The sequence below is a fragment of the Radiobacillus sp. PE A8.2 genome (genome assembly GCF_045635475.1).
Taxonomy (GTDB): domain Bacteria; phylum Bacillota; class Bacilli; order Bacillales; family Amphibacillaceae; genus JBJGXI01.
In genome coordinates, this window is sequence record NZ_JBJGXI010000047.1 from 17,670 (window position 1) to 42,047 (window position 24,378).

Consider the following 24,378-nt stretch of genomic DNA (forward strand, 5'->3'; position numbering starts at 1 on the left):
CTCCAACGTAGTTATCCTTTTAGACCTGATGTTGCACTTGTATCCATAATATAGCGTTGGAATACGATAAATAAAATGATCATTGGTACTAAAGTAATAATAGATGAAGATAAAATTAATACCCAATCAATGTTATCTGCACCAACTAAGCTTCTTAATGCAATTTGAACGGTATATTTTTCAGGATCATTTAAAACGATAAGTGGCCAAATATAGTCATTCCATCTCCATTGAAAAGAGAAGATTGCTAGTGTGATAATAATTGGCTTTGCAATTGGTAGCATAAGTTGTAAGAATATTTTACCTTCACTAGCACCATCTATACGTGCCGATTCTATTAAATCATCTGGAACTGTCATAAAATACTGACGGAACATAAATACACCTGTTGCTGTATTAATGGATGGGATAATTAAACCAGCAAGACTATCGTACAATCCAAGATTCAAAATAACAGAGAACGTTGGGTTCATAATTACCTCTGTTGGTAGCATCGTTGTTGCTAGCATACAGATAAAGAACACGAATAGCCATTTGTATCGGTATTTTGCTAATGCATAACCACATGATGCACTTGCAATTACCGTTAATACTGTTGTCAAAACAGCAACGATCAAAGTGTTAAGAAAATATTTCATAAAATCCATTGCAGCCCAAGCATATTCAAAATTACCCAATGTCGGATTATTTGGCAAAATGTTTAATGGATAGGTAAATAATTCATTACCTGGCTTCAGTGAACTTAGCAATAGCCAAACAATAGGAAAGAGATAAACTAAAGCTATCACAAAAAGCGCAATGGTTAACATTGTTGTCGAAAAACGATCGGTAAGCTTACTATTCATCGACTCTTCCCCCTTTAGAGAATCTAAATTGAAGTAGTGAGAATACAAGTAAAATTACAAACAGAACCATTGATGCAGCACTTGCATATCCTACTTTCAATTGGTTGAAACCTGTTTCGTAGATATATTGCACAGCAAACAAAGTATCAGTTCCAGGTCCACCATTGGTAAGGGTTTGGACCATTGGGAATTCTTTCATTAGATTAAATGTAGAAAGTAAAATTACTAAGAAAGATGTAGAGCGAATCGATGGCAACGTAATATTCCAAAACTTTTGCCATCCCGTAGCACCGTCAACGTCTGCAGCTTCATAAAGAGATTTCGGAATACTTATTAAAGCACCGATAAAAATTAACATATTGAACGCTGTACCAGCCCATGCGGTTGCAAATAACACGACCACAAAAGCAAAGTTACCGTTTGAGAACCATGGTACTGGGTTTCCACCAACCGTTTGAATAACGAAGTTGATAAAACCAAAGCTTTCACCAAACATCCATCTCCACAATACACCGACTACGATTGGAGATACTAACCAAGGAAAGAAGAAAATCGTTTTAGCTATTGTTTTCCCTTTCGTATGCTTGCTAGTTAATAACACCGAAACTAGTAAAGATGAACAGTAAACAAGTGGTACTCCTAGTAGTGTATATAGGAATGTACGAGACATCGCTTTATAAAAGCTTGGATCTTGAAATAACTCAATATAGTTTGCAAGACCAATAAAAGTAGCAGTATTGCCATTGTATTCTGTAAACGAATAGTAGAAACCTAATATCGCTGGCCAAGCAAAAAATAGTAAAAATAAGATAAGGTTTGCTAAAATAAACAAAAATGCCCATTTCTGTAAATTATCTTTTTTCTTTTTCTTAGGTTTTATCTCTCTTGCGTACTCATAGTCTTTCGATTGTACTTGAGAGTTCGTAGTCTCCTTCATATAAAACACCCTTTCCGTTTAACATCAGGTTTCCGTCTTTCGTCATTTTAAAGCTACCATGCTGGAAATCTTGATAAGACCATTCCTCTTGCTTTTCTTCGGATACTACCGATGATAAAATACGGTTTTGAAATGCTTGAAATGAACCTATTTCTTCTTTAGAGGAGCATCTTACAACTACTAAATTCCGATCACCATATGACCTAACCTCTCGATATGCAATCGCTTTTTCCTTTTGATACTTGTATCCATTATGAAAATAGAAAGCTAGGTAACTATTATTTTTTCTAGCAAAGAACCATTTATCCTTATCTACGATTTCATCCAGTTTCCAAAATGGAATATAAGCATGAATAAAAGGAACAATCGCTTCGTCGAGTCGATATTCAATCAACATGCAATTTTTATACTGTCTAATGTTTGGGCAAACACCGTTTCCAGCCCAAAAGCTTGGACGATTTTCCCCACTATAGACCCGCTCCCCTGGATTGTTCATCCAAAATTGCGTATTATCTTTCCCAAGTGAAACGTTCATCAGGTGCTGCTGATGCCCTTTCTTAAAGGTATTAAAGTTAATTGCCGAGGCACAGGCATAATAATTGGTTTTAAAACTATACGTGTATACCTTTTTAATACCTTGCACATATTCTGTAAGAACAGCTTTTTCATCTTCTATTTCAAGGTAATGATCGAAATTGGGTGGCTCATAATCGGATAAGCAAAATAACACGGTTGACCTTATCGAGCGATTTAGATTGCCCTTTTTCCAAGCAATGAAAGCAAGGTTTGAAACTTCACCTAGTTCCATTGCTTTCAAATCGTGTTCATATACCCTTCCATAGGTAGATGACATTGTTTTACCATAGAGATTTGCAGCTAGTATTTCAAAGGTAAAATCGAGTGCTTTTTTAGATAAATCTCTAATTTGTTGATCTGGCGCTGCTTCGTAAAGGCTAAGAAAGCCAATCAGATCAATAGGTAAATAGGTAGTGGAATTCCATTCAGAAAAGCCATACTTAAAGAAAATGTCAAACCATTCTTCAAGGCGTTCTTTACCCATTTGGTACTGTTCTTCACCAGATCTATCACTAACAACAAATGAATTTTCTGAATATAGATATCCGGCAAAATACTGTGATACATGAAACAGAAACGCATGATTTTCACTGAAATACCACATAACATCATTACCAGGCTCATCAATCCAGTATCTAAAATTCAATGCTAAATCCTTTATTTCAGTCATTAAATCTTCAGGTATCAATGATTTATATTTGATCGCGTATGCAAGAATTGGTGCTAACCTAAAATCAGCGCAGTCTCCTTTTTCTTCAATAACCCTAAAGCCGCTTCTGATTAAATCTTTTGTTTTTTCATCAACTTCTCCATACAACGCGGTTCTAGCAATTCCACGGTTAAAATCTTTAACTGGTATCTCTGAAAGAAAGTCTAAAACCTCTTTTTTTCTTTTTACAAGAATATCAGACACTTGCAATTCGTCTTCATTTGCATTGTTAATTGTCACAACAAAGCGGCGGTAAATAATTAATCCATCATCAACCTTTAATCCAATATCAAAATGGGTAATGCCCCTAACCCCAAATTCTTCTATATGACCAATACTAATTCTATTTTTATCTAGTTGGTCATCTATGTTCACAGTAAATTGTGAAGGTTTTATCCCCGTATTACTTTCATTTATCTCTTGTTCTACAAAAACAGGATTCAGTAATTCGTTTTGATTTACTTTTACATATAAATAATCATAATCGTTCATTAGCATGTTCGCCAACTGGATATTTATAAATCCATCTGTAAATAAATCTTTTTCTAAAAACATGTTGTCTAATAATTGCTCTACTTCTGTGATCTTAGCTGTCGAGTAGCGAACTGGAATAAATCCTTGTAACGGTTTCGTTCCTTTATACTGAAGACTAAAGTAATAATTGACATCACGTTCTGCCAATTCATCAAAATAGACAATAATTTCATTCTCACCTTTTTCAAGTGATAAATGAATAATTTCTGCTGATGGTAGATTTCTCGTATATGGAGTATAAGATACTTGGTGTGCGTTATTTACCCATATCTCTACACCACCACAAGTCATGATTTGAAAAGGAACTTTTTCAGGATCATCCACAACAATATATGTTTTAGCAAAAGTACTTAATGTATGTGGTGTTTGAATAAACGCTGAAAATTCCACACGAGGGTTCTCAAATGGAAAATAAATCTGATCAAACTTTATTTCAGAAGGAACTTTTTTTTGATTTTTCCTTTTTTCAAGAAATTCCTTTCGAACAGGATATTCAATTTGGACATATTCTTCTGTTAAATTTACAGTTTGAGAAAACGTAGCAGGTTCAGAATTAAATGCTTCAAATTTGGTTTTAGATAATAACCACCTATTTACATATTCATCATTATGGGTAGTGTAGAAGAGATTGTTATACACGCAATAGACCTTCTTTCTTTTAATGACTAGTTTATAGGTATCTTTTTAAAAAAGATAGCGGCCATGCAAGATGGCCGCATATTGAAGATTCACCTATTCGATATACGCATCATTGAAGATACCAATTATGTTTTCAACTGTTTCATCAAGCGTAATCTCATCATTTAACAATCTAACTACTGGACCCTTAATTGGGTTGTCAGCACTTCTTTCAGATGTAAGCTGTTTCTTAACAAGTGTTCCTCTTTGAAAGCCAGCAACAGGATCTGATGCAGCGATTTCATTTCTATAAACTTCGTAAGCTTCAGGTGCATAGTCATATTCAACTTCTGCCGTGTCTGTAACAGGTAGGTATCCACCTAATGTAGCAAGCTCTTCATAATTTTCTTTTTGGTATAACCAATCGATAAAAGCTTTCGCTTCTTCTTCTTGACCTGAACCATCAAATGCAGCTAGGTAGTTTCCACCTAAGTTTGTTGCTCTTACTTCTTCGTATGGCATATAAACAGATTTCCACTCGAAATCAGTAATGTTTTTAGCGAAATCTGTAATTTGCCACGAACCAGACATATAAGCTGCAACTAGCCCACTCTTGAACATAGATGAAGCATCTTCACCAGAAGTCCAAACCGATTCAGGCATGATTGTATTATCATTTAATTCATCAAATTTTTGAATAGCATCTTTGGTAGCTGTGTTCGTAGTAAAAGTTCCATCTTCTTCATAGAAACCTTTGCTGCCATGTTGGTATAAGAATGCAGCAAGACGGTGTTCTGAACCATCCATTACCATTCCGTATTTAGCGTCTGTTTTTGCTAATACAGTTTCTAATCCAGCAATAAATTCATCCCATGTCCAAATATCTTCTTCACTTGTCGGATAAGCAACTCCCGCTTGTTCAAATAAATCTGTATTAATGAACATACCAACAGCTGTAAGATCTAATGGTGGAGCAACTAGTTTTCCATCAACTGATACACCTAATTCAGCATTAACGTTATTATCCTCAGCGATTTCTGTTAAATCTAGTAATTTACCATCCCATACAGGATTGAATCCAGTAACACGAGCTAGTGCAGGTGCGTCATTAGAACGAAGCATATTAGTTATTTTTGTAGACATATCCGAATATGGAATATCAATCACTTCTACTTCAACACCAGTTTCTTCTGTATACTTTTCAGACATTGTTGTTAATGCTGAGCCTTCTACTGTATCTCCTGATACATAAAACTGTAGCGGGTCATTACTGCCAGCACTTGAACCCGAACACGCAGCAAGGACTACAGAGAATGCTAAGAACGTAATTAAGACTATGATTTTTTTCATTTCAACCTCTCCCTTTTAAGCTTATTATGACCTTTAATTCCATCTATAATGAAAGGGCTTACTATTTATAACTAAATTTAATTCTCTTTTGAAGAGAATAAGTACTAGTCAACTATTATGTCATAAGCCCTCATTATACTATCTCAAAACAGTATAAATGGTGATATAAATTAATAATTGTTAAAGCAAACTATCAACAAACCATTTAATCACTCCTATTCACTCTCCTTCGGTTAAGCGCTTTCTCTATATTATGTATTTTAACATATTCTCATTCTAAAACAAGAGTTTTTTGAATATTTATTTGGTTAAGTTCTTAAAGCGTTGTAAACCCTATCACGATTATTTAAGAACAAAAAACGAAAAAGAGAAAGCCCTTAATCAATAGAAGCAAAATAGCGTTATATTAGGGGGAACTGCATTTTTATTTTTTCTTCATTCTTGTGTCATAAACCAATATCAAAACTAGTCACAAATCTGCTAACCCTTGATAGTGAAACTTAAATACATAAAGCGCAGAGCGCACTTAGAAACGTAGCGACTGGAGCGAATCGACCGAGATAAAGGAATCATGCTCTGCATAAGGAGGGGTATGTCGACGTTGGACGCCAAGTCCGCTTTTATTCGACCTTAAAACTTGAATCGATGATGACTTATCGTAAGACGATTCGTGAAGTCGCCTAGTTTCTGGCGCTTGGACTTCCTTATCTATATAAAAGAACCAGGCATAACCCTGCCCGGCCCTTCCATAGTTAGGAAACTTCTGAATATTTGTAATCCCAACCATGTACCCCCTCTGGTATTTTTCTATCTACTTTTAAAACTTTTAATAAGATGTCAGTACATATCTTTTTCCTTTTTCAGTTTCAAACTTATATCTCCCTGGCTCAGATTCGTGCAATTCAATCCAGTCGACCCCATCTTCTTTAACAATAAATTTTCTATTAATCGTGCAATCTTCTCCTGTTAGTGAAAGTAACTCGATCTTAGAAACTTCGGCATCGATCCAATCAATATTCACTTCAAATCCGCCTCTCGCTCTTAAACCTTTAACCTTTCCATTTGTCCAAGCTGTAGGCAGTGCTGGTAAAAAGTGTAGAAAGCCCTCATGAGATTGTAATAACATTTCTGCTATCCCAGCGGTTACACCAAAGTTACCATCTATTTGAAAAGGAGGATGGGCATCGAATAAATTAGGGTAAACACCACCAACTTGAGACTTTTCATTATTTTCATCCACCAACTTTAATAAGTTGGTGATTAATTCTAGAGATTGATGACCATCTCTAAAACGCGCCCATAGTCCAACTTTCCAGCCTAAACTCCACCCAGTGCCGCCGTTCCCCCTTCGTTCAAGTGATTTTCTCGCAGCTTCATAAAATTTCGGAGAACTTATGTTAGTAAGCTGCCTTCCAGGAAATACACCAAATAAATGAGAAATATGACGATGATATCTATCTTCATCATCAAAGTCTTTATACCATTCTTGTAAATTCCCATATTTACCAATTTGCATTGGATATAATGCATTTCTTACTTCACGTAGCTTTTGAGAGAATGTATGATCGATTTGTAATATTTCTAGTGCCTCTATACAATTGGTAAAGAGGTCCCAAATGATAGCCATATCCATAGTAGATGCTTTACTAACCGCAGTCTTCTCATCTTTATACACAAATCTATGTTCAGGCGATGTTGAAGGATTAGTAACAAAATATCCATTTTCATCTTTCACCAACCAATCAAGACAAAATAATGCTGCATCTCTCATTACTGGATATGCTTTATCCTGTAGAAAATCCTTATCCTTACTGAAAGCGTAATGCTCCCATAAATGTTGACATAACCACGCTCCACCTAATGGCCAAAATGCCCAAACTGGATCACCATGCCCATAATCTCCGGCTGGTGCTGTTTGGCCCCAAATATCCGTATTATGATGGGCGACCCAACCGTTAGCTCCATAATTTTCCTTGGCAGTTAATTTTCCGTTTTCAGATAGCCGCCCTATGAAATTCAGAAATGGCTCATGACATTCTGATAAATTTGTAGTCTCCGCTGGCCAATAATTCATTTCTGCATTGATGTTTAACGTGAAATTGCTACTCCATGGTGGCCTTGTATTCGCATTCCATATTCCTTGCAAATTGGCTGGTTGCGAACCTGGTCGTGAGCTGGTGATCATTAAATACCGTCCATATTGAAATACCAATTCAACTAAACCTGGGTCTGATGAACCATATGTTACGACACGTTGGTCTGTTGCCATATCCTTTGGAGCTTGATCTTCTCCTAATTCTAAATACACTCGATGGAACAGGGATTGATAGTCATCAATATGCCTCTGCCTTAGTTCTTCATAAGAGCTATTCATCGCTCGGTCTAAACAACGTTTCGTTGCATGAGACGGATCCTTGTCATGTTCGTAGAAGCTTGTAGATGCTGTAAAATAAAACGTAACACTGGTCGCTCCTAATACATGGATACCATTATGATCAACAGTCAATGAACCAGAATCATGCACGACTCCTAACCTTCCTTCAAAAATCATTGCTTTGGTTTCATCCTCGTTTCCGTAACGAATGGGGTGCTCTGTTTTGTAGTAGTTAGGATCGACATGTTCTGGAGCCTCGCCCGACATAACCAGACTCTGTTCTTCAGCTTTCGTGTTATATCTTAACATGCTTTTTAACTGCGCACTTACATGTATTAAACCTGGATAATTTGTTTTCAAATGAACCACAGCGATTTGATCCGGATAGGAAACAAACATCTCACGCGAGAATTTTGCTTGTCCTATTCTGTAGTTTACATAGCTTATTCCATCATTTAAATCAAGACTTCTACTATAATCATCCGCAACATCACCATGTTCAAAATTCAGAAATAAATCACCTAAGGGTAAGTATGATTGTGTATAAGGCCCCATCATTTTTTTGGCAATATTGTCTGCTTCTACATAATTTCCCTTATTTACTTGACGACGTATTTCAGCAAGAAAATGCTTGGATTCTTGATTATTCCAATCTCTTGGAAAACCAGACCATAATGTTTCCTCATTTAACTGGAGGTGTTCTTCAGCTATTCCTCCGAAAACCATCGCACCAAGTTTACTATTCCCAATTGGTAATGCCTCCGTCCAGTATACAGCTGGTTTCTTATATTGTAATTTCAATTAAATTCCACCTTCTCAATGTTGATCGTTATTAAAGAAATTATGTTTTGAAATGTTTATGTGTATATAAGAAATACCACAGTATCAGGGACTGTGGTATTTCTTATTGCTTTCTAAAAAAGTGGTGTGTATTTGTAAAGAGATAACTCTCAGCTATCTATCACTTTACCAGTAGTTTCCCTTACTATAAGCTTGGGCTTATATAAAATTCTTTCTTTAGAACTTATCTTTCCTTTAATTGTTTCGATAATAACATCCACTACCCTGTTTCCCATATCCTCGATTGGCTGTGCAATAGTTGTTAAAGCGGGTGCCGTAGTTTTGGCCAATATTGTGTCATCAAATCCGACGAGCGATAAGCGATCTGGAACAGAAATTCCCTTTTCCTTCGCACCTTGAAGTACACCAATTGCCAACAAGTCATTACACGCAAATATCGCCGTAGTTTGTTGCTCCCGCTTCAGTATCTCATCGAAACACTTTTTCCCATTAGCTACAGATGCATTCGTTCTAATAATATTATCTTCACTGAATACCATGTCGTGTGCTTCATGCGCCTCACGATAGCCATATAGCCTCATCTTACTACTCGGGGTATTCTCGGCAATGATGATAACATTTTTATGCCCCAAAGAAAAAAGGTGTGACGTAGCCTCAAAACCACCAGTGAAATCATCAACAGAAACAGAGGTTACCCCTAGCGCTGCATCATGCTGTGTTAACATTACCAGCGGCACATCATTTTTCACCAACTGTTTCAATATATTCCTATCATTAAACGATGAAGCAACAATTAATCCATCCACTTGCTTCCTTTGCAATAATTCTAAATACTTCCGTTCTTTTACCTCATTTTCGTCTGTACTACACATAATAACACTCATCCCTTGTTCATGGGCACGATCCTCAATAGTACGAGCTATTTCAGAGAAAAAAGGGTTGGAGATATCCGGTACTAACAATCCTAAGGTTTCTGTTGCTTTTCCCATTAATGCTGAAGCCATTACACTTGGATGGTAGTTTAACTCTTTCATAACTTCCAACACTTTGTGTCGAGTAACATCTCTCATTTTACCCGTATTATTAATGACCTTAGAAACTGTAGCTATAGATACTCCTGCTTTTGCCGCAACATCATAAATAGTAACTTTCATTACCTATGCCTACTCTCTATCCGATAATACAATTATGCCGTTCACTTGTTTATTCCCTAGTAAAACACATATAAATTAAAGGAGTATACGCATTGTTCCGATACTAGGTTAAAAATGACAATTATTAATAATTATACCACGGACAACAAATGATATCTCCTCAAGTGATTACAAAATCCCTTTAAATTCGCGAAATACTCTCTCTATACACCAGCTTTTTCTTTTATATAATTACGTGCTATACAAGCATATTCAAACGGATTCGCTTTTGCTGGGTCCTGTTCTGCTTCTACTAATAACCAACCTTCGTAATCTGATTTTGATAACACGTCAAAGATTGGTTGGAAATCAATCGATCCGTCCCCCGGAACCGTAAATACGCCTTCTTTTACACCTTTCAAGAAGCTCCATTGGTTAGTTTTCACTTTTGTTGCCACATCATCACGAACATCTTTTAAATGCACATGCTTGATACGAGGTAAATGCTTAGTTATAACTGCTAAAGGGTCTTCTCCTGAAAAGTGAAGGTGTCCTGTATCATATAGAAGGAATACTAAATTATCGTCTGTCATCTTCATTAAACGATCAACCTCATCAGTAGTTTGAATTCCTGTCCCCATATGATGGTGATAGACGAGTTTCATATCTCTGTCTCTGGCTAGTTGACCGAGTTTATTAAGACCACTAGCTAATTTCTCCCAATCACTATTTGAAAAGATAGGCTTACTTTCAAATAGTGGTGTGTCTTGTTTACCTTGAATACTATGCCCCTGCTCAGAAACAACGACTATCTTAGCACCCATTTCATATAGAAAATCACGGTGTTCGATAAAAGCAGCTTCCGTTTCATCGTATGATTTCGTTGTCAAATGAGCACTAAACCAAGCACTAGCTATTGCCATCCCTCTTAGATTTAGCGCTTTCTTTAGCACCGATGTGTCTCTCGGATATTTATTGCCAACTTCTGTTCCAGTGAATCCAGCAAGTGCCATTTCGCTAATACATTGTTCAAAGGTATTTTCACCGCCAAGCTCAGGAAGATCATCATTGGTCCATCCAATTGGTGCAATTCCAAGTTTTACACTATTTTCTTTAAACATAAACATACCTCACTTCCTTAATATTTCCTTGCTTGTTTTAGCTGTTCTTGTCGTTCACGATACGTATCTTTAATCGTGTGTTTTTGTGACACTTCAGCCACTCCAACGTTCCACCAAGCATCATAACCATGTGTCATCGTTTTTGGTAACACCTTAATATCGAGCAAAGTAGAAACTGTTTGTTTTTTTGCATCTAATAATGCTTCTCTGAGCTCATCCACGTTTGTCACTGTATATGTTTTCAAGCCATATCCTGCAGCACTTTGTGCATAAGAGATCGGTATAATATCCCCTGACAATTGGTTGGTGTTGCGATCTCGCTTTCTAAATTCCGTTCCGAAGCTACCCATCCCGTTTTCCATTTGCAAGTTGTTAATGCATCCGAAACCAGCATTATCGAATAACATAACATTGATTTTTTTCTGCTCTTGGATACTTGTAATTAGCTCCGAATGTAGCATTAAATAACTACCATCCCCAACCATTGCATACACTTCTTGATCTGGAGCAGCCATCTTTACACCTAAAGCACCAGAGATTTCATAGCCCATACAAGAATATCCATATTCCATGTGATACGTATTAGGTTTTCGATTCACCCACATCCGTTGCAAGTCCCCTGGCAGACTACCTGATGAACCAACAACAATGGCATCTTCATCAATGATACGGTTTATTTCCCCAATTACTTCAGTTTGGGTTAAATAAGACTGAAGCACATCCTTATATTCTGCCAACTGCTCATCTAGATGTCCCGCTATTTCAGGAGTGAAGTTGTCAGCGGTGAAGTTCGTTTTATACAAACGAGCTAGCTCAATCTCCCATTCTTTTTTAGCGGTAGCGATTTCATTTTCATATGCCGTTTGATAATTGATCACTTCTAACTGTTGATCAAGTTGCTCAATTGCTACTTTGGCATCTGCTACAATCTTGTTTGCATCAAGCTTTTCTGCATCAAACACCGATTTATTAATCGAAATGAATTCGACATCTTGATGCTTGAATAGTTGCTTAGATGATGTCGTAAAATCAGTAAACCGCGTTCCGATTCCAATAATTAGATCTGCATTATTAGCAATTTTATTTGCTGCGGAGTTTCCAGTGACGCCAACTCCCCCTATGTTAAGTGGGTGTGTACTTTCGACTGCACTTTTTCCAGCTTGGGTTTCAGCGAATGGAATATTATATTTGTTTGCGAAGTTAGCTAAAGCCTCGCCCGCCTCACTATAGCGAACACCGCCACCGCAAATTATTAACGGCTTTTTCTTCCGCTTCATTACTTCGAATGCCTGTTTTATTTCATAGTCATCAGGCTTTCTTTTTTCAAAACGATGCACACGCTTTTCAAAGAAGTATTCAGGATAATCATAAGCTTCACCTTGTACATCTTGCGGAAGCGCAATCGTAACTGCACCAGTATCTGCTTGATTTGTTAACACACGCATTGCGCTAATCATCGCACTCATTAATTGTTCCGGACGTGTTACCCGGTCCCAATATTTACTTACAGCTTTAAATGAATCGTTTGTGGAAATCGATAAGTTATGCGTCTGCTCGATTTGTTGCAAGACCGGATCAGGTTGTCGTGATGCAAAGGTATCACCAGGTAGCAATAGCAAAGGAATGTTATTCGCTGTTGCTGTTGCTGCAGCTGTAACCATATTTGCTGAGCCCGGCCCTACAGATGAGGTACAAGCTATTAATTGTTTATGATGGTTTTGTTTAGCAAAAGCTGTCGCCGCATGAGCCATTCCTTGTTCGTTTCGTCCTTGATAAACTTCAAGAGCCCCACTATCTTCTTCTAAAGCTTGACCCATACCCAGTACATTTCCGTGACCGAAAATGGTAAATACACCTTTAAAAAGGCGTCGTTCTTCTCCATCCACCTCTATAAATTGTTGGTTGAGAAATTTAATTAACGCCTGTGCTGTAGTTAATTTCATCTTTTTCACTCCAAAATTCAGAATTTAAATCACATGTTAAAGATTGCCGGATAGATAAGATCCATCCGGCAAAGAATGTTACACCCAGCGTGCTGTAACAACTTTCTTTCTCGTATAAAATTCCACACCATCTTTCCCGTTTGCGTGAAGATCTCCGTAAAAAGAATCTTTCCAGCCTGAGAATGGGAAAAATGCCATCGGTGCTGGCACCCCAATATTCACACCTAGCATACCTGCATCAATTTTTTCACGGAAATCTCTTACACTACCACCGTCTTTCGTGAAAATACAAGCACCATTAGCAAAGCGAGATTTGTTAGTTAGCTCAATTCCCTCATCCAAATCCTTGACACGTGTAATAGACAGTACTGGCGCGAATATTTCATCTCGCCAAATTTTCATTTCACTAGTTACTTCATCAAAAATAGTAGGCCCTACAAAGTAACCTTTATCGTTATTTTCTTGATCTTCACGTCCATCACGTACTAGACGAGCACCTTCCTCAATACCTTTTTCAATATATTGAAGAGTCTTTTCTTTATGTTGATCACGAATAACTGGTCCAAGGAAAACACTGTCATCTAGTCCATTACCAATTTTAATTTCGTTTGTCTTTTCCATTAGTAGATTAATAAATTCATCTGCTATCGAATCCTGTACAGCTACGACAGAGCAAGCCATACAACGTTCACCAGCAGAACCAAATGCAGCGTTCAATATTTGTGTTGCAGCATTATCTAAATTGGCATCATCAAGAACAATCGAGTGATTTTTTGCACCTGCTAACGCTTGAACACGTTTTAAGTTCTCTGTTCCTCGTTTGTACACATATTCTGCAACAGGTTGAGAGCCAACAAATGAGATTGCTTTCACTTGCTTATGATCTAACAACCCGTTCACAACATCATGCGCACCATGGACAACATTGAATACACCCTTCGGTAATCCAGCTTCATCTAACAATTCTGCTAAACGATTAGCTAGTAATGGCGTTCTTTCTGAAGGTTTCAGCACAAAAGTATTACCAGTTACAATTGCCATTGGGAACATCCAACAAGGCACCATACCTGGGAAGTTAAACGGTGTAATTCCACCAATAACACCGATTGGATAGCGATAAACACCTGACTCTAGCCCCGTTGCAATAGAAGGAAGCGATGAGCCCATCATTAATGTAGGAGCGCCTGATGCAAATTCCACGCATTCGATAGCACGAAGCATTTCTCCGTGTGCTTCTTTTAAGTTTTTACCATTTTCTTTTGTAATAATTGCAGATAATTCATCCCAATTTTCTACTAATAGCTGCTGATATTTAAATAGAATTCGAGCACGTTTGGGAACCGCCACTTCTTTCCATGTTTCAAATGCATTTGCTGCAGCTTCTACCGCACGATCTAAATCTTCCTTAGTTGAAATCGGTACATTTGCTAATGCTTCACCAGTTGCTGGATTATAAACGATTTCTGTTGTATCTGTTTGTGCATCGACCCATTCGCCATTTATAAAGTTCTTTAGAGTATTCGTCATCTTTTTTCCCCCTAATTAATTAGTTGGTATCTTTCTGTCTTAAATTTGTCGAGATTTAAAAGCTTCATTTTGTGAATCGCTTCTCGTTTAACTGCCTGCATAGGTTTTTCAAATAATTCAATTCTGTCAAAAGCTTGCGGTTTCGCATTGAATTCATTTCTAAGTGTTTTCCCGAAACTCATTCTTATTGCTGTACCAATATTCACCTTGCCAAATTGCATTCCCGCTATTCTTCGGAGATCTTCATCTGGAAGACCAGTTGACCCGTGCATTACTAACGGCACCTTAACCAATGATTGAATCTCTTCAATGCGGTCGTATTGTATTTCAGCTGATTGATTCTCCATCCGGTGCACTGTGCCAACAGCAACAGCTAATGCATCAACACCTGTTCTTTCCGCAAATTCCTTCGCTTCAGATGGATCCGTCAATTGCCCACTAATTCCAAGGCTAGGGTCACTATATCCTACCGAGCCAATTTCTGCTTCAATAGGGATATCAAAAGCATGCGCTAATTTTACGATTTCCTTTGTTGTCGCTACATTTTCCTCAAACGGTAAACTAGAGCCATCATACATTACCGAGCTGTAGCCATTTCTGATTGCTTGTGCAACAGTCTCATAGTCTTTCCCATGATCTAAGTGAACAACTACCGGAACATTAGCTCTTTCAGCTATTCCGACTAACAATGGACCTAATATTTCAATAGGCATATGGCTGATTGCTACTTTATTCGTCGCTATAATAACTGGTGCGTTCATTTCCTCAGCAGCATCAATGATTGATTTAGCATCCTCATAACCGAAAACATTAAAGGCCGGAACTGCATAGCCTCCTGCTATGGTGCCTTGTAAAACATCATTTAATTTAACTAACATAGGATATCCTCCAACAGATTAGATTTCTTGCGGCACTGCTGTTTTTAAGAATTCGTCAATTTCATTTTTCGTCGGCATGGCATCGGAGCAGCTATGCTTAGAAATTACAATCGACGCTGACGCACTACCAAATTCCATTGCTTTCTCCAGGTCCCAATTGTTCATCAACCCGTAAATGAAAGCTGATGCATAAGAGTCCCCAGCCCCAAATGTTTTCAACACTTTTGTTTTAAAAGCGCCTCCTCTTTGGGATTGGCCGTCTTTTGAATAAGCGATAGAGCCTTTAGAGCCATGTTTGATTACAACAATCTCAGCAGCATAGTCAAACCATTTTTGAGCTGTAACCTGATCACTTTTACTATCATTGCGCTCAAATTGCTCCATCATATCAAACTCTTCTCTTGTTCCGATAATCACATCACATTTTTCAGCAGCTAGGTTATAATAGGTAGCTGTTTCTTTATCGCTTTTCCATGTGTAAGGGCGATAATCCAGATCAAAAATGACTACCACCTCATGCTTGCGAGCGTATTCTAACGCTAAGAAAACAGCTTCTCTTGAAGGGCTCGCTGCTAAAGCAGTTCCAGAAACTAATAATACCTTCGATTGTTTAATATAATCTTCAGATACGTTTGAAGTATCTAGCTTTAAATCAGCTACATTATCTCGATACATTAAAATACTGCAATCCTCTGGGCTCTTTATTTCCGTGAATGCCAATCCAGTTACAGCACCTGTATCATCAACAGAAATTCCAGATGTATCAATATTGTTTTTACTTAAATAAGTCTGAATGAACCGTCCCATTTGATCGTCTGAAACTTTGCCAATAAACCCACTTTTCAAACCAAGTCTTGCAGATCCTATCGTAATATTCGCTGGAGATCCACCAACGTATTTAGTGAAAGAAGTAGTCTCTTCCATCGGGCGATTAAACTGATCTGCGTTTAAATCAATACATAGTCTTCCGATACCGATTAAATCTATTGGACGATTTTCCTTAAAATTTAATGTGTACACTGTATCCCTTCCTTTCCGTACTTAAGCGCTTAATCCTTGACTTTATTTATTAAAAAGCCATTCATGATCTGTATCGTTATGAAACTTCCATGTTCGCACTGGTCCTGCCATCACATTCAAATAATACAATTCATATCCTGGAACACAAGACACTGGGTGATAACCTTCTGGGACAAGCACTACACTTCCGTCTTCGATACTTATTGCTTCATCTAGGCTTCGATCATCATTATATACACGTTGAAACGCAAACCCTTGTTTCGGGTTAATCTTATGGTAGTACGTCTCCTCTAAATAAGACTCATGTGGTAAATTATCTTGATCATGCTTATGTGGGGGATAACTGGATGTATTTCCATCAGGTGTATATACTTCTACAACGAGCAAGCTATCTGCTTCCTTTTGCTCTGGTAGGATATTATGGATTTTTCTACTCATCTTACCCGACCCACGGTCTTCTTGACCTACATCCTCTGGACTAATCAACCTGGCCTCGTATGTCCCTTTACCCGGTGCCTGACATACTGCTAATTCAACGTCTGTACTAGCTTCTACATAGTAGCTATCTTGGTTTGGAACATATATTGAATAAGGAGGTATTTTTTCAAATACACTCATTCTTTTTCCGATTTCATCAAACTGTTTATGTTTCGTTTTAACATTAGCCTTGCCGCTTAGAAGCACTACACAGACCTCGTTGTTCAACGTTTCCTTTTGAAGCGTTTCTCCACTTTTTAACGTGTATACCTCAAAGCCAACATAATCCCATCCCGCTGATTCAGGACTTACATGCAAAATACGCCCTTCATCATTTCTTTCTTCTTGTTTAACAAGTAATTTTGACATCGTAACCCTCCCGAAATTTCTGTTGAATTCTCTATTTTGTTACTCCCATTTTGACATCGTTTTCAATTTCAGATAAAAGCACAGGGCGATTTTCTTTCCATGATAACCTTGCAGCAAGTGCCAATCGTTGTGCCTCAAGACCATCTTCCCCCGTACACAATAACGGTGTTCCGTCTATAATTGACGCTGCAAAATGATTGATTTCAGTTACAAAAGCATCTTTGTATCGATCCAAGAAGAAATACTTAGGATGATCGATTGTTACGGTTTCTTTCGTTGAAATTTGGACATTTGTCTTTTGCTCGTTATCCACGGTTACAACACCTTTATCACCAAATGCTTCAATTCGCTGATCATAGCCATATACCGCTTGACGACTGTTGTCGATTACAGCGAGTGAACCATCTTCGAAAGTGAGGTTAATAATAGCTGTGTCAACATCTTCATTTCTCGCAAACTTTTCATCTATTAAGTTAGCGGTTGCAACGAATACTTGTTTTACCTCACTAGATGCAAGATACCTCACCATATCAAAATCATGGATCGTCATATCCATAAACATGCCGCCAGAACGTTTAATATATTCCTCAGGTGGCGTCTCCGGATCGCGTGATGTTATTTTAATAATATGCGGCTGACCTATTTTGCCAGCTTTAATCATGTCTCTCAAGTGTTTAAAATGTTTATCATATCTACGGTTAAAACCGATTTGCATTTTCACGCCTGCATCTTTTACTATTTGCAATACTTCATTAGTCTCATTTATATTGAAGCTGATTGGCTTTTCGCAAAAAATGTGCTTTCCTGCCACAGCAGCCTTTTTTATAAAATGACAATGCGTATCTGTTGAGGTACAAATAAATACAGCATCAATCTCCGGGTCATTAAATAAGGCCTCCGTGTCTGTTGTAATCACAGGTACACAGTCTGAAAACCGAGTGCCTGCAAGATGACTGACATCAATATCAGCTAAAGCTTTTAAAGTCATTTTTGCTGAGCTAATAATATTGTCGGCATGAAGTTGACCAATTCTTCCTGCACCAACAATTCCGACTGTAAGGTTACTCATTTCCATTCTCCTCTTAAGTTAGTAATCTTTCAAAAAAACAAATAATCTCTATATATACCATTATTTAATATTGAGAAATACGCTTTTCTTTATAAATGAGGGAAAGCGCTTAACTAATTAAATAGTAATATTTCATGCGCTTTAAGTCAATAGTTTTATCTTCAAAAAAGAAAAATAAGGTAAGAAGAAATTCGGAATTTAATCAAATGCCGCTTAATCATATATGAAATTATGCTTTTTTCTTTTTATACAATCTTGATAATTGGAAAGGCAGTTTTCAAATAAATCGTTGTTGTGCACAACAACTAGAATGCGACGTTTGAGCGAGTGCTGGGCTATTCCTTTCTCACTGGATGGGCTATTTTCACATAGTTAAATACAATTTTCTAGTTCAGATCGATTATGTCAGTGGAGGCAAGTATAGTCGAGGCAGGCTGCGATTGGGATTTAAATATGGAGATATGGGGTCGATGAGCTGTTACATGGTCACCAATGAAATTGTTGCTCCTCCCCTTTTTTTCATTGGAAAGGAGCAACATTAATAAATAAATTTATTCTTTTAACCTTTTGCTTCTTAATACAAAGAAGAAACTAGCACCTATGATCAGCATTACAACACCAATGAATAACAATGTGAACATCGATGATGAAGTATCTGGAAGTTCATCATTTTCGTCTGATTTGTCATCTTTGGAATCTGAATCAACTTCTTTTAAACCACTTATCGCGGCTTCTAATTCGGTAAGTTGTTTCTCCAACATTTTTTCTGAATTAATCGTATCCAAAGATGCTTCTGCTTGTTCGATTGCAGCCTGTAACGCAGCAAACGAATCTGATGTGTAGGTTTGATCTACATTGGAATACGCTTTTGCAGTTGTAATTAATTCTTCTAATTCTGTTACATCTACTTTCTGTTCGTCAGGATTTTGTGATGCTATTTCAAACACACCATAAATACTAAAATGGGAAACTTTAACGACTACTTCTCCACTACTCTCGTCATACGAAATTGGTGTAATTTGCTCTTGTTTTTCACCATTACTTCCAATTAGCTCGACTTTTAAATCCTCCCAGTTCGTTACTTTTGCGGGATCTACAACAAACGTTAGCGTAATTGGCACATTGAAATCGCTTATAGGTTCTTCATCTGCTGTTATCGAGAAATCATATAGATCACTTAATGCCTCTGGATTGCTTTCAATAACCTTCTTACTTACTTCACCAAAGGTAAATGTTATATCTGTATCTTTTAATAATAGCGATATTGGAATAATCGCTTTCACTACACCATTAGTCAGTTGTATAGATGATCCTTCTGGTAACTGATCAAGAACTTCTTTTTTAATTGTGATAGTTTTAGTAGCATAATTGAATTCATATACACCGTCTCCATTAAGCACTAAATCTTCTAAACTAGCCACAACGGAAGGATCATAATTATCCCTTTCCTCTAAAGCATCAATCGCTGCTTTCAGTGCCGCTATTGCTTCAGTTAACGCCTCCTCTGAATCAATTGTGTTAAGCGCGCTCTCTGCTGTTGCGATTGCATCTTGTAATGCTGTAAAGGATGCTTCTGTATAGTATTCATCCTCATTTGTGTATGCTTTCGCTGTACTTATTAATTCTTCTAGCGTTGTTATATCTAAATCTACCTCTTCTAAACCATCAATCGCTGATTTTAATGCCGCTACCGCCTCTGCTAACGCTTCCTCTGTATCGATTGTGTCAACAGCGTTTTCTGCTGTTGTGATCGCATCTTGCAATGCAGTGAACGATGCTTCTGTATAGGTTTCATCTTCATTTGTATAAGATTTCGCTACGGTTATTAATTCTTCTAGTGCTGTCACATCAATTTCTGATTCTTCCAATCCGTTAATCGCTACTTGTAATGCTACTACCCCCTCAGCTAACGCTTCCTCTGAATCAATCGTTGCTAGCGCACTTTCCGCTGTTGCAATTGCATCTTGTAATGCTGTAAACGATGCTTCTGTATAGGTTTGATTGTCATTTGTGTACGCTTTTGCCATTACGATTAGATCTTCTAATTCTGATACATCTATCGCCTTATGCGCATAGATTTCAAGGCCATTAATTCGCCCATTTTCTCCAAGTTCTACATTTAATTGTCCATCTGTTACGGTTACTGTCACTTCTAATTCTGCAAATTCACCAGACCTGGAGGATATACTTCCTACATCTTCTCCTTCAATTACAAAACTAGATCGATTCGATGCTATACCGTCACCTGCGATAATTTTCAAATCATAGGTGCCGTTGCGTAGGTCTACCATAAACTGATAGTCTCCACCAATTACAAAATCTCTTCTTACATCATCAGAAACACCACGATCTCGGTTTGCAACTTCTTGATCAAGTCCATAACCTGTCTCACTATCATAAACCATTGTACTAGATACTTGATTCCAATCATATTTTACTGGGCTAGTATCTGAACCAAAGTCATATTTAACATTAAAATCTTCTACAGCAACAACTTCAACAGCATTAATTCGTGCCCATTCACCTGCAAACTCAATATTCAGCTGGCCGTCTTCTACTGTTACCGTGTCGGTGTACTCGACAAATTCCCCACCAGATGTGCCTTTACCACCTCTGCTTTCGCCACCTTCTAAAATGTAGGTAGTTGTATTACTGTTCCACTCAGAACCAGAGATGATTTTAACATCATAGTCACCATTTGCAAGGTCTACAGCAAATTCCTTTTGATATGCTAAGATGAAGTCTCTTCTTAAATCATCTCCTTCTTGATCCCTGAATCCATCTGATCCACCTATGAATCCATAACCTATTTCTTCTGTGTATTCTGTTGTATGCGCTATACGCTCATAGCCATTTGCTAATGTGCTAGTTTCAGAACCAAAGTCAAAGTGGAATCCAGGACCTAAATCAACGATTTCTATTAAATCATCAATCGCTTTTTGTAATGATTCTAAAATACTGTAAAGTTGATATTCATATTTAATAGTATCTTTTGCTGCTTCCGCTTCTGTAATTGCATCTTGTAATGTTTGATAAGTAGTCTCTGTATACGTTTCAAATTCATTTGAAATAGATTTTGCTGTTTCTATTAGAGCTCCTAATTCAGCAGTATCAATTTCTGGTCCTTGCTCTTCGACATATGGCAATTCTCCAGTGTTAGCTACCGAAATATTACCCCAATCCACATCTATTCCAAAATAGTAACTTGGATAGGATGGTTGATTATAACCTGTTTGTTGCCAAGAAATCCCCGTTCGATATTGTATATCATGCATTAATGTATGCAATTTGCGATCTGTTATCTCCGAATTCGTATAGATACGAATGGCAGAATTATCATCTGTTCTTAGCAGCAATTCTTCACGCCAATCACCGAATACATCTGCAACTAATGAAGGATTTCCTTTTGTACCATTGTTCGTCGATGTACCTTCTGTAGTTAGTACTGTTCCGTTCTCCCAATCATAAACCTCAGACCCAGTCACAATCTGCGTGGTCATATCTGTTGCCCATTTTATATTCATATTTGTTCCAGGATTACTTGTGCCAAGAAATTGACCGTCCGCAGAACGTAATTGTGTTGCCCATGTTTCATAACCTCTTTGCCCACGAACAACATCACCGATCATGCCCCGGCCAGTGTCACTTCCGGTATATTCTCCGTATATAACCTCTCCTGTTTCCGCATCACGCAATGCATATCCATAAGGAACAGAGCTGCCCCCTTCAAAAACAGAGAAGATTTCAAGACCAGGTCTATCCGGATCAATGTCAGCTACATGAAGTGCATCCCCATGCCCAAGTTTAGCTTCAGCTCCAGGGTTTGCACTTCCTTCTGGTAATATATCAGTTGTACTGTACAACAACGAGCCATCATCATCAATTGTTGCAGCCCCATAGATGATTTCTTGTTTTCCATCACCATCTACATCTGCTGTACTTAATTGGTGGTTTCCTTGACCAGCCAATGCAGCGAACGCTTCATTCTCAGCTTCACCTGAACTACTATTAAAAGGATTACTTAATGCTGTCCAGCCGGTGTCTACAGACCATTCTTCTGTAATATGATCGCCGTTAAAGCCATAGGCAGTTAGTGCTGCTCTTGTATAATATCCTCGAGCAAAAACCGCTGAAGGATTTTCTCCATCAAGATAAGCTACACCAGCTAAGAAACGATCCACACGATTCCCAGGCTCAATCCTATCCCACGCATAATCTCCCCATCTTAACCCGTCATCGAAACGTTCTGGTGTATAATCTACCGTGTCCATTTCAGCACCGGTTTCACCGTTAAAGACAGTCAGATATTCAGGTCCTTCTAGAATAAAACCTTCAAAAGTACGTAATTCGTTTCGATCACTTCTGCTAGGTGCATAAACATCAATAAAGTGATCAGCCAAACTTTCCGCATCATCCTTTGATAAAGGATATTCATATTGCTCATCTACCCCAAATGCTTCTTCCAAGGTCTCTGGCCACTCACCAGACTTCACCTCATCATACTCGTGCCATTCCATGAACATACTGACAACATGTTCATAGTAATCATCAGCACTCATACGAAGATCACTTTGATGATTATAACCAGCATCCATATCTTCTTGTGGCATGGTAATATATGCTTCAGATGCAATATTACCTTCATCATCAAAATGCAATACCTTTGTACCCGGAGCAGTTTTAAACATCAACTCTGATTTTCCGTTACCATCAAAATCATATACTAAAAACTGCGTGTAATGCGCTCCAGCTCGAATATTTACACCAAGATCAATACGATATAAAAGCTCACCATCAAATGTATACGCGTCAATATACGTATTACCTGTATAACCTTTTTGGGATACGTCTTTTGCATTGGATGGGTCCCATTTGACAATGTACTCATATTGCCCATCACCATTAACATCACCTACACTCATATCATTAGCACTATACGTGTACGCTTCACCAGCTGGAGTTATCCCACCCTCTGGTGTTTGAAGTGGTAAATCATAGTACGTCTCACTCCAAGGAGTAACTGTTTTACTTTCATCACCAGTTTCTACACCATCATAGATAGCGCTTACATAATATTCAGATGTACTCGTTCCTTCAACGTCTAAATAGTTTGTGCTTTTGGTCACAATATCGATTAATTGACCATCGCGATAGACATTGAAGTTTGTGCCTCTTAATCCATAATCAGAATAAGCTGTTACTTCATCTGCTAAAAGTCTCCAGCTTAGAAATATTCCTTCGTCTGTTGGAGTAGCAATTAATCCACGATCAAGATCTTCTAACTGTACATCAAATCCTTCTGCTGCGTTTACTTTCCTAGTTAACCCATTGTTCGGGAATAACGAAAATAACATCACTACAATCATAAAAATTGGCAGTTTCTTCGACATAAGTTACCTCCTACAATTTTTGATCTTTTGCATTTTGCGAATAAATAAGCTCCTACCACAATCTTCTATCACCTCCAAGTATGATTAGTTTTATATGTAACAATATAGTAGATATATTGTTATTAACTAACGGGATAAAATAAAGCGCTTCCATTTAGTGGTGTTTAATACACGTACTCAAACACTTTTATCGAATAAGATCTTTTGAGTTATTGACTCGAGTTGAGGAGTTTTTCTTCCATACTTTCTAATAAAGAACAATTTAAATGAGTAGATGCTTGGAGAGTTTATTAAGTGAGAAGATCACTTCGTATCTATTAATCTATGTTCGTAAATAGAATCACTATGTATATGTTAATTGCACATTAATTTGGAGTCAATGAAGTAACTGATTTTTAAACAAAAATATCGGAAATTTATTTATGCAACAAATGATGATATCCTCTAGATATTTAACTTCACTATATTAGCCTCGTTTTGCTCTTTAAGTGGAATATAGCATAAATAATGTAATATTTCCCAGGAAATACTCGGATAATTTTGTTTTTTGTCGAGAGCTTTTATAATACAATCTTTCAATCCGAGGAATCTCAATACACTGCCATCCTGTATCACTAAATTATCGACTATCCGGAAAATGCAAGTATACATTTGAATGTTTTTCCGGAAACTAATTCTCAATACCATGCACTTTATGTATTCAAATA

At 37.5% G+C, this 24,378-nt stretch carries 14 protein-coding genes and 1 pseudogene; all 15 read right to left on the reverse strand.

The features are described 5' to 3' along the window. Positions 1-11: 11 nt before the first annotated feature. Positions 12-845 carry a carbohydrate ABC transporter permease gene (locus ACI6MV_RS19950; RefSeq protein WP_407272082.1) on the reverse strand — a complete coding sequence of 278 codons (834 nt, stop codon included), beginning with the start codon at positions 843-845 and terminating at the stop codon, positions 12-14. Next, positions 838-1,782: a carbohydrate ABC transporter permease gene (locus ACI6MV_RS19955; protein WP_407272083.1), complete on the reverse strand. Its 945-nt coding sequence runs from the start codon at positions 1,780-1,782 to the stop codon at positions 838-840. Before ACI6MV_RS19955 ends, ACI6MV_RS19950 begins: the two co-directional genes overlap by 8 nt. Further along, positions 1,739-4,240 (reverse strand): hypothetical protein, encoded by a 2,502-nt coding sequence (locus ACI6MV_RS19960; protein ID WP_407272084.1) that lies wholly within the window; start codon positions 4,238-4,240, stop codon positions 1,739-1,741. Before ACI6MV_RS19960 ends, ACI6MV_RS19955 begins: the two co-directional genes overlap by 44 nt. A 93-nt stretch (positions 4,241-4,333) precedes the next feature. Beyond that, on the reverse strand, positions 4,334-5,569 hold the full coding sequence (locus tag ACI6MV_RS19965; RefSeq protein WP_407272085.1) for an ABC transporter substrate-binding protein: 1,236 nt from the start codon (positions 5,567-5,569) through the stop codon (positions 4,334-4,336). Between the two features lie 826 nt (positions 5,570-6,395). Next, positions 6,396-8,744, reverse strand: a complete 2,349-nt coding sequence (locus ACI6MV_RS19970) for a glycoside hydrolase family 95 protein (protein WP_407272086.1) — start codon at positions 8,742-8,744, stop codon at positions 6,396-6,398. Between the two features lie 149 nt (positions 8,745-8,893). Continuing rightward, positions 8,894-9,898, reverse strand: a complete 1,005-nt coding sequence (locus ACI6MV_RS19975; RefSeq protein ID WP_407272087.1) for a LacI family DNA-binding transcriptional regulator — start codon at positions 9,896-9,898, stop codon at positions 8,894-8,896. Between the two features lie 203 nt (positions 9,899-10,101). Continuing rightward, the gene (iolE, locus tag ACI6MV_RS19980) at positions 10,102-10,998 is read right to left on the reverse strand and encodes a myo-inosose-2 dehydratase (protein ID WP_407272094.1); all 897 of its coding nucleotides are present in this window, start codon (positions 10,996-10,998) and stop codon (positions 10,102-10,104) included. A gap of 17 nt (positions 10,999-11,015) precedes the next feature. Beyond that, positions 11,016-12,941 carry a 3D-(3,5/4)-trihydroxycyclohexane-1,2-dione acylhydrolase (decyclizing) gene (gene iolD / locus ACI6MV_RS19985; RefSeq protein WP_407272088.1) on the reverse strand — a complete coding sequence of 642 codons (1,926 nt, stop codon included), beginning with the start codon at positions 12,939-12,941 and terminating at the stop codon, positions 11,016-11,018. Positions 12,942-13,019: 78 nt separating this feature from the next. Continuing rightward, positions 13,020-14,468, reverse strand: a complete 1,449-nt coding sequence (locus ACI6MV_RS19990) for a CoA-acylating methylmalonate-semialdehyde dehydrogenase (RefSeq protein ID WP_407272089.1) — start codon at positions 14,466-14,468, stop codon at positions 13,020-13,022. Positions 14,469-14,479: 11 nt separating this feature from the next. Then, complete coding sequence (locus ACI6MV_RS19995) at positions 14,480-15,346, reverse strand: class II fructose-bisphosphate aldolase (RefSeq protein ID WP_407272090.1); 867 nt, start codon at positions 15,344-15,346, stop codon at positions 14,480-14,482. A gap of 18 nt (positions 15,347-15,364) precedes the next feature. Next, positions 15,365-16,366 (reverse strand): 5-dehydro-2-deoxygluconokinase, encoded by a 1,002-nt coding sequence (iolC, locus tag ACI6MV_RS20000; protein ID WP_407272091.1) that lies wholly within the window; start codon positions 16,364-16,366, stop codon positions 15,365-15,367. Positions 16,367-16,408: 42 nt separating this feature from the next. Further along, positions 16,409-17,212: a 5-deoxy-glucuronate isomerase gene (gene iolB, locus ACI6MV_RS20005; RefSeq protein ID WP_407272092.1), complete on the reverse strand. Its 804-nt coding sequence runs from the start codon at positions 17,210-17,212 to the stop codon at positions 16,409-16,411. 31 nt (positions 17,213-17,243) lie between these two features. Next, positions 17,244-18,281: an inositol 2-dehydrogenase gene (iolG, locus tag ACI6MV_RS20010; RefSeq protein ID WP_407272093.1), complete on the reverse strand. Its 1,038-nt coding sequence runs from the start codon at positions 18,279-18,281 to the stop codon at positions 17,244-17,246. Positions 18,282-18,832: 551 nt separating this feature from the next. Continuing rightward, positions 18,833-21,466 carry an LPXTG cell wall anchor domain-containing protein gene (locus tag ACI6MV_RS20015; RefSeq protein ID WP_407272095.1) on the reverse strand — a complete coding sequence of 878 codons (2,634 nt, stop codon included), beginning with the start codon at positions 21,464-21,466 and terminating at the stop codon, positions 18,833-18,835. After that, positions 21,443-23,569, reverse strand: a pseudogene (locus ACI6MV_RS20020) (rhamnogalacturonan lyase); the annotation flags it as partial. The gene ACI6MV_RS20015 and the pseudogene ACI6MV_RS20020, both read right to left, overlap by 24 nt. Between the last annotated feature and the right edge of the window lie 809 nt (positions 23,570-24,378).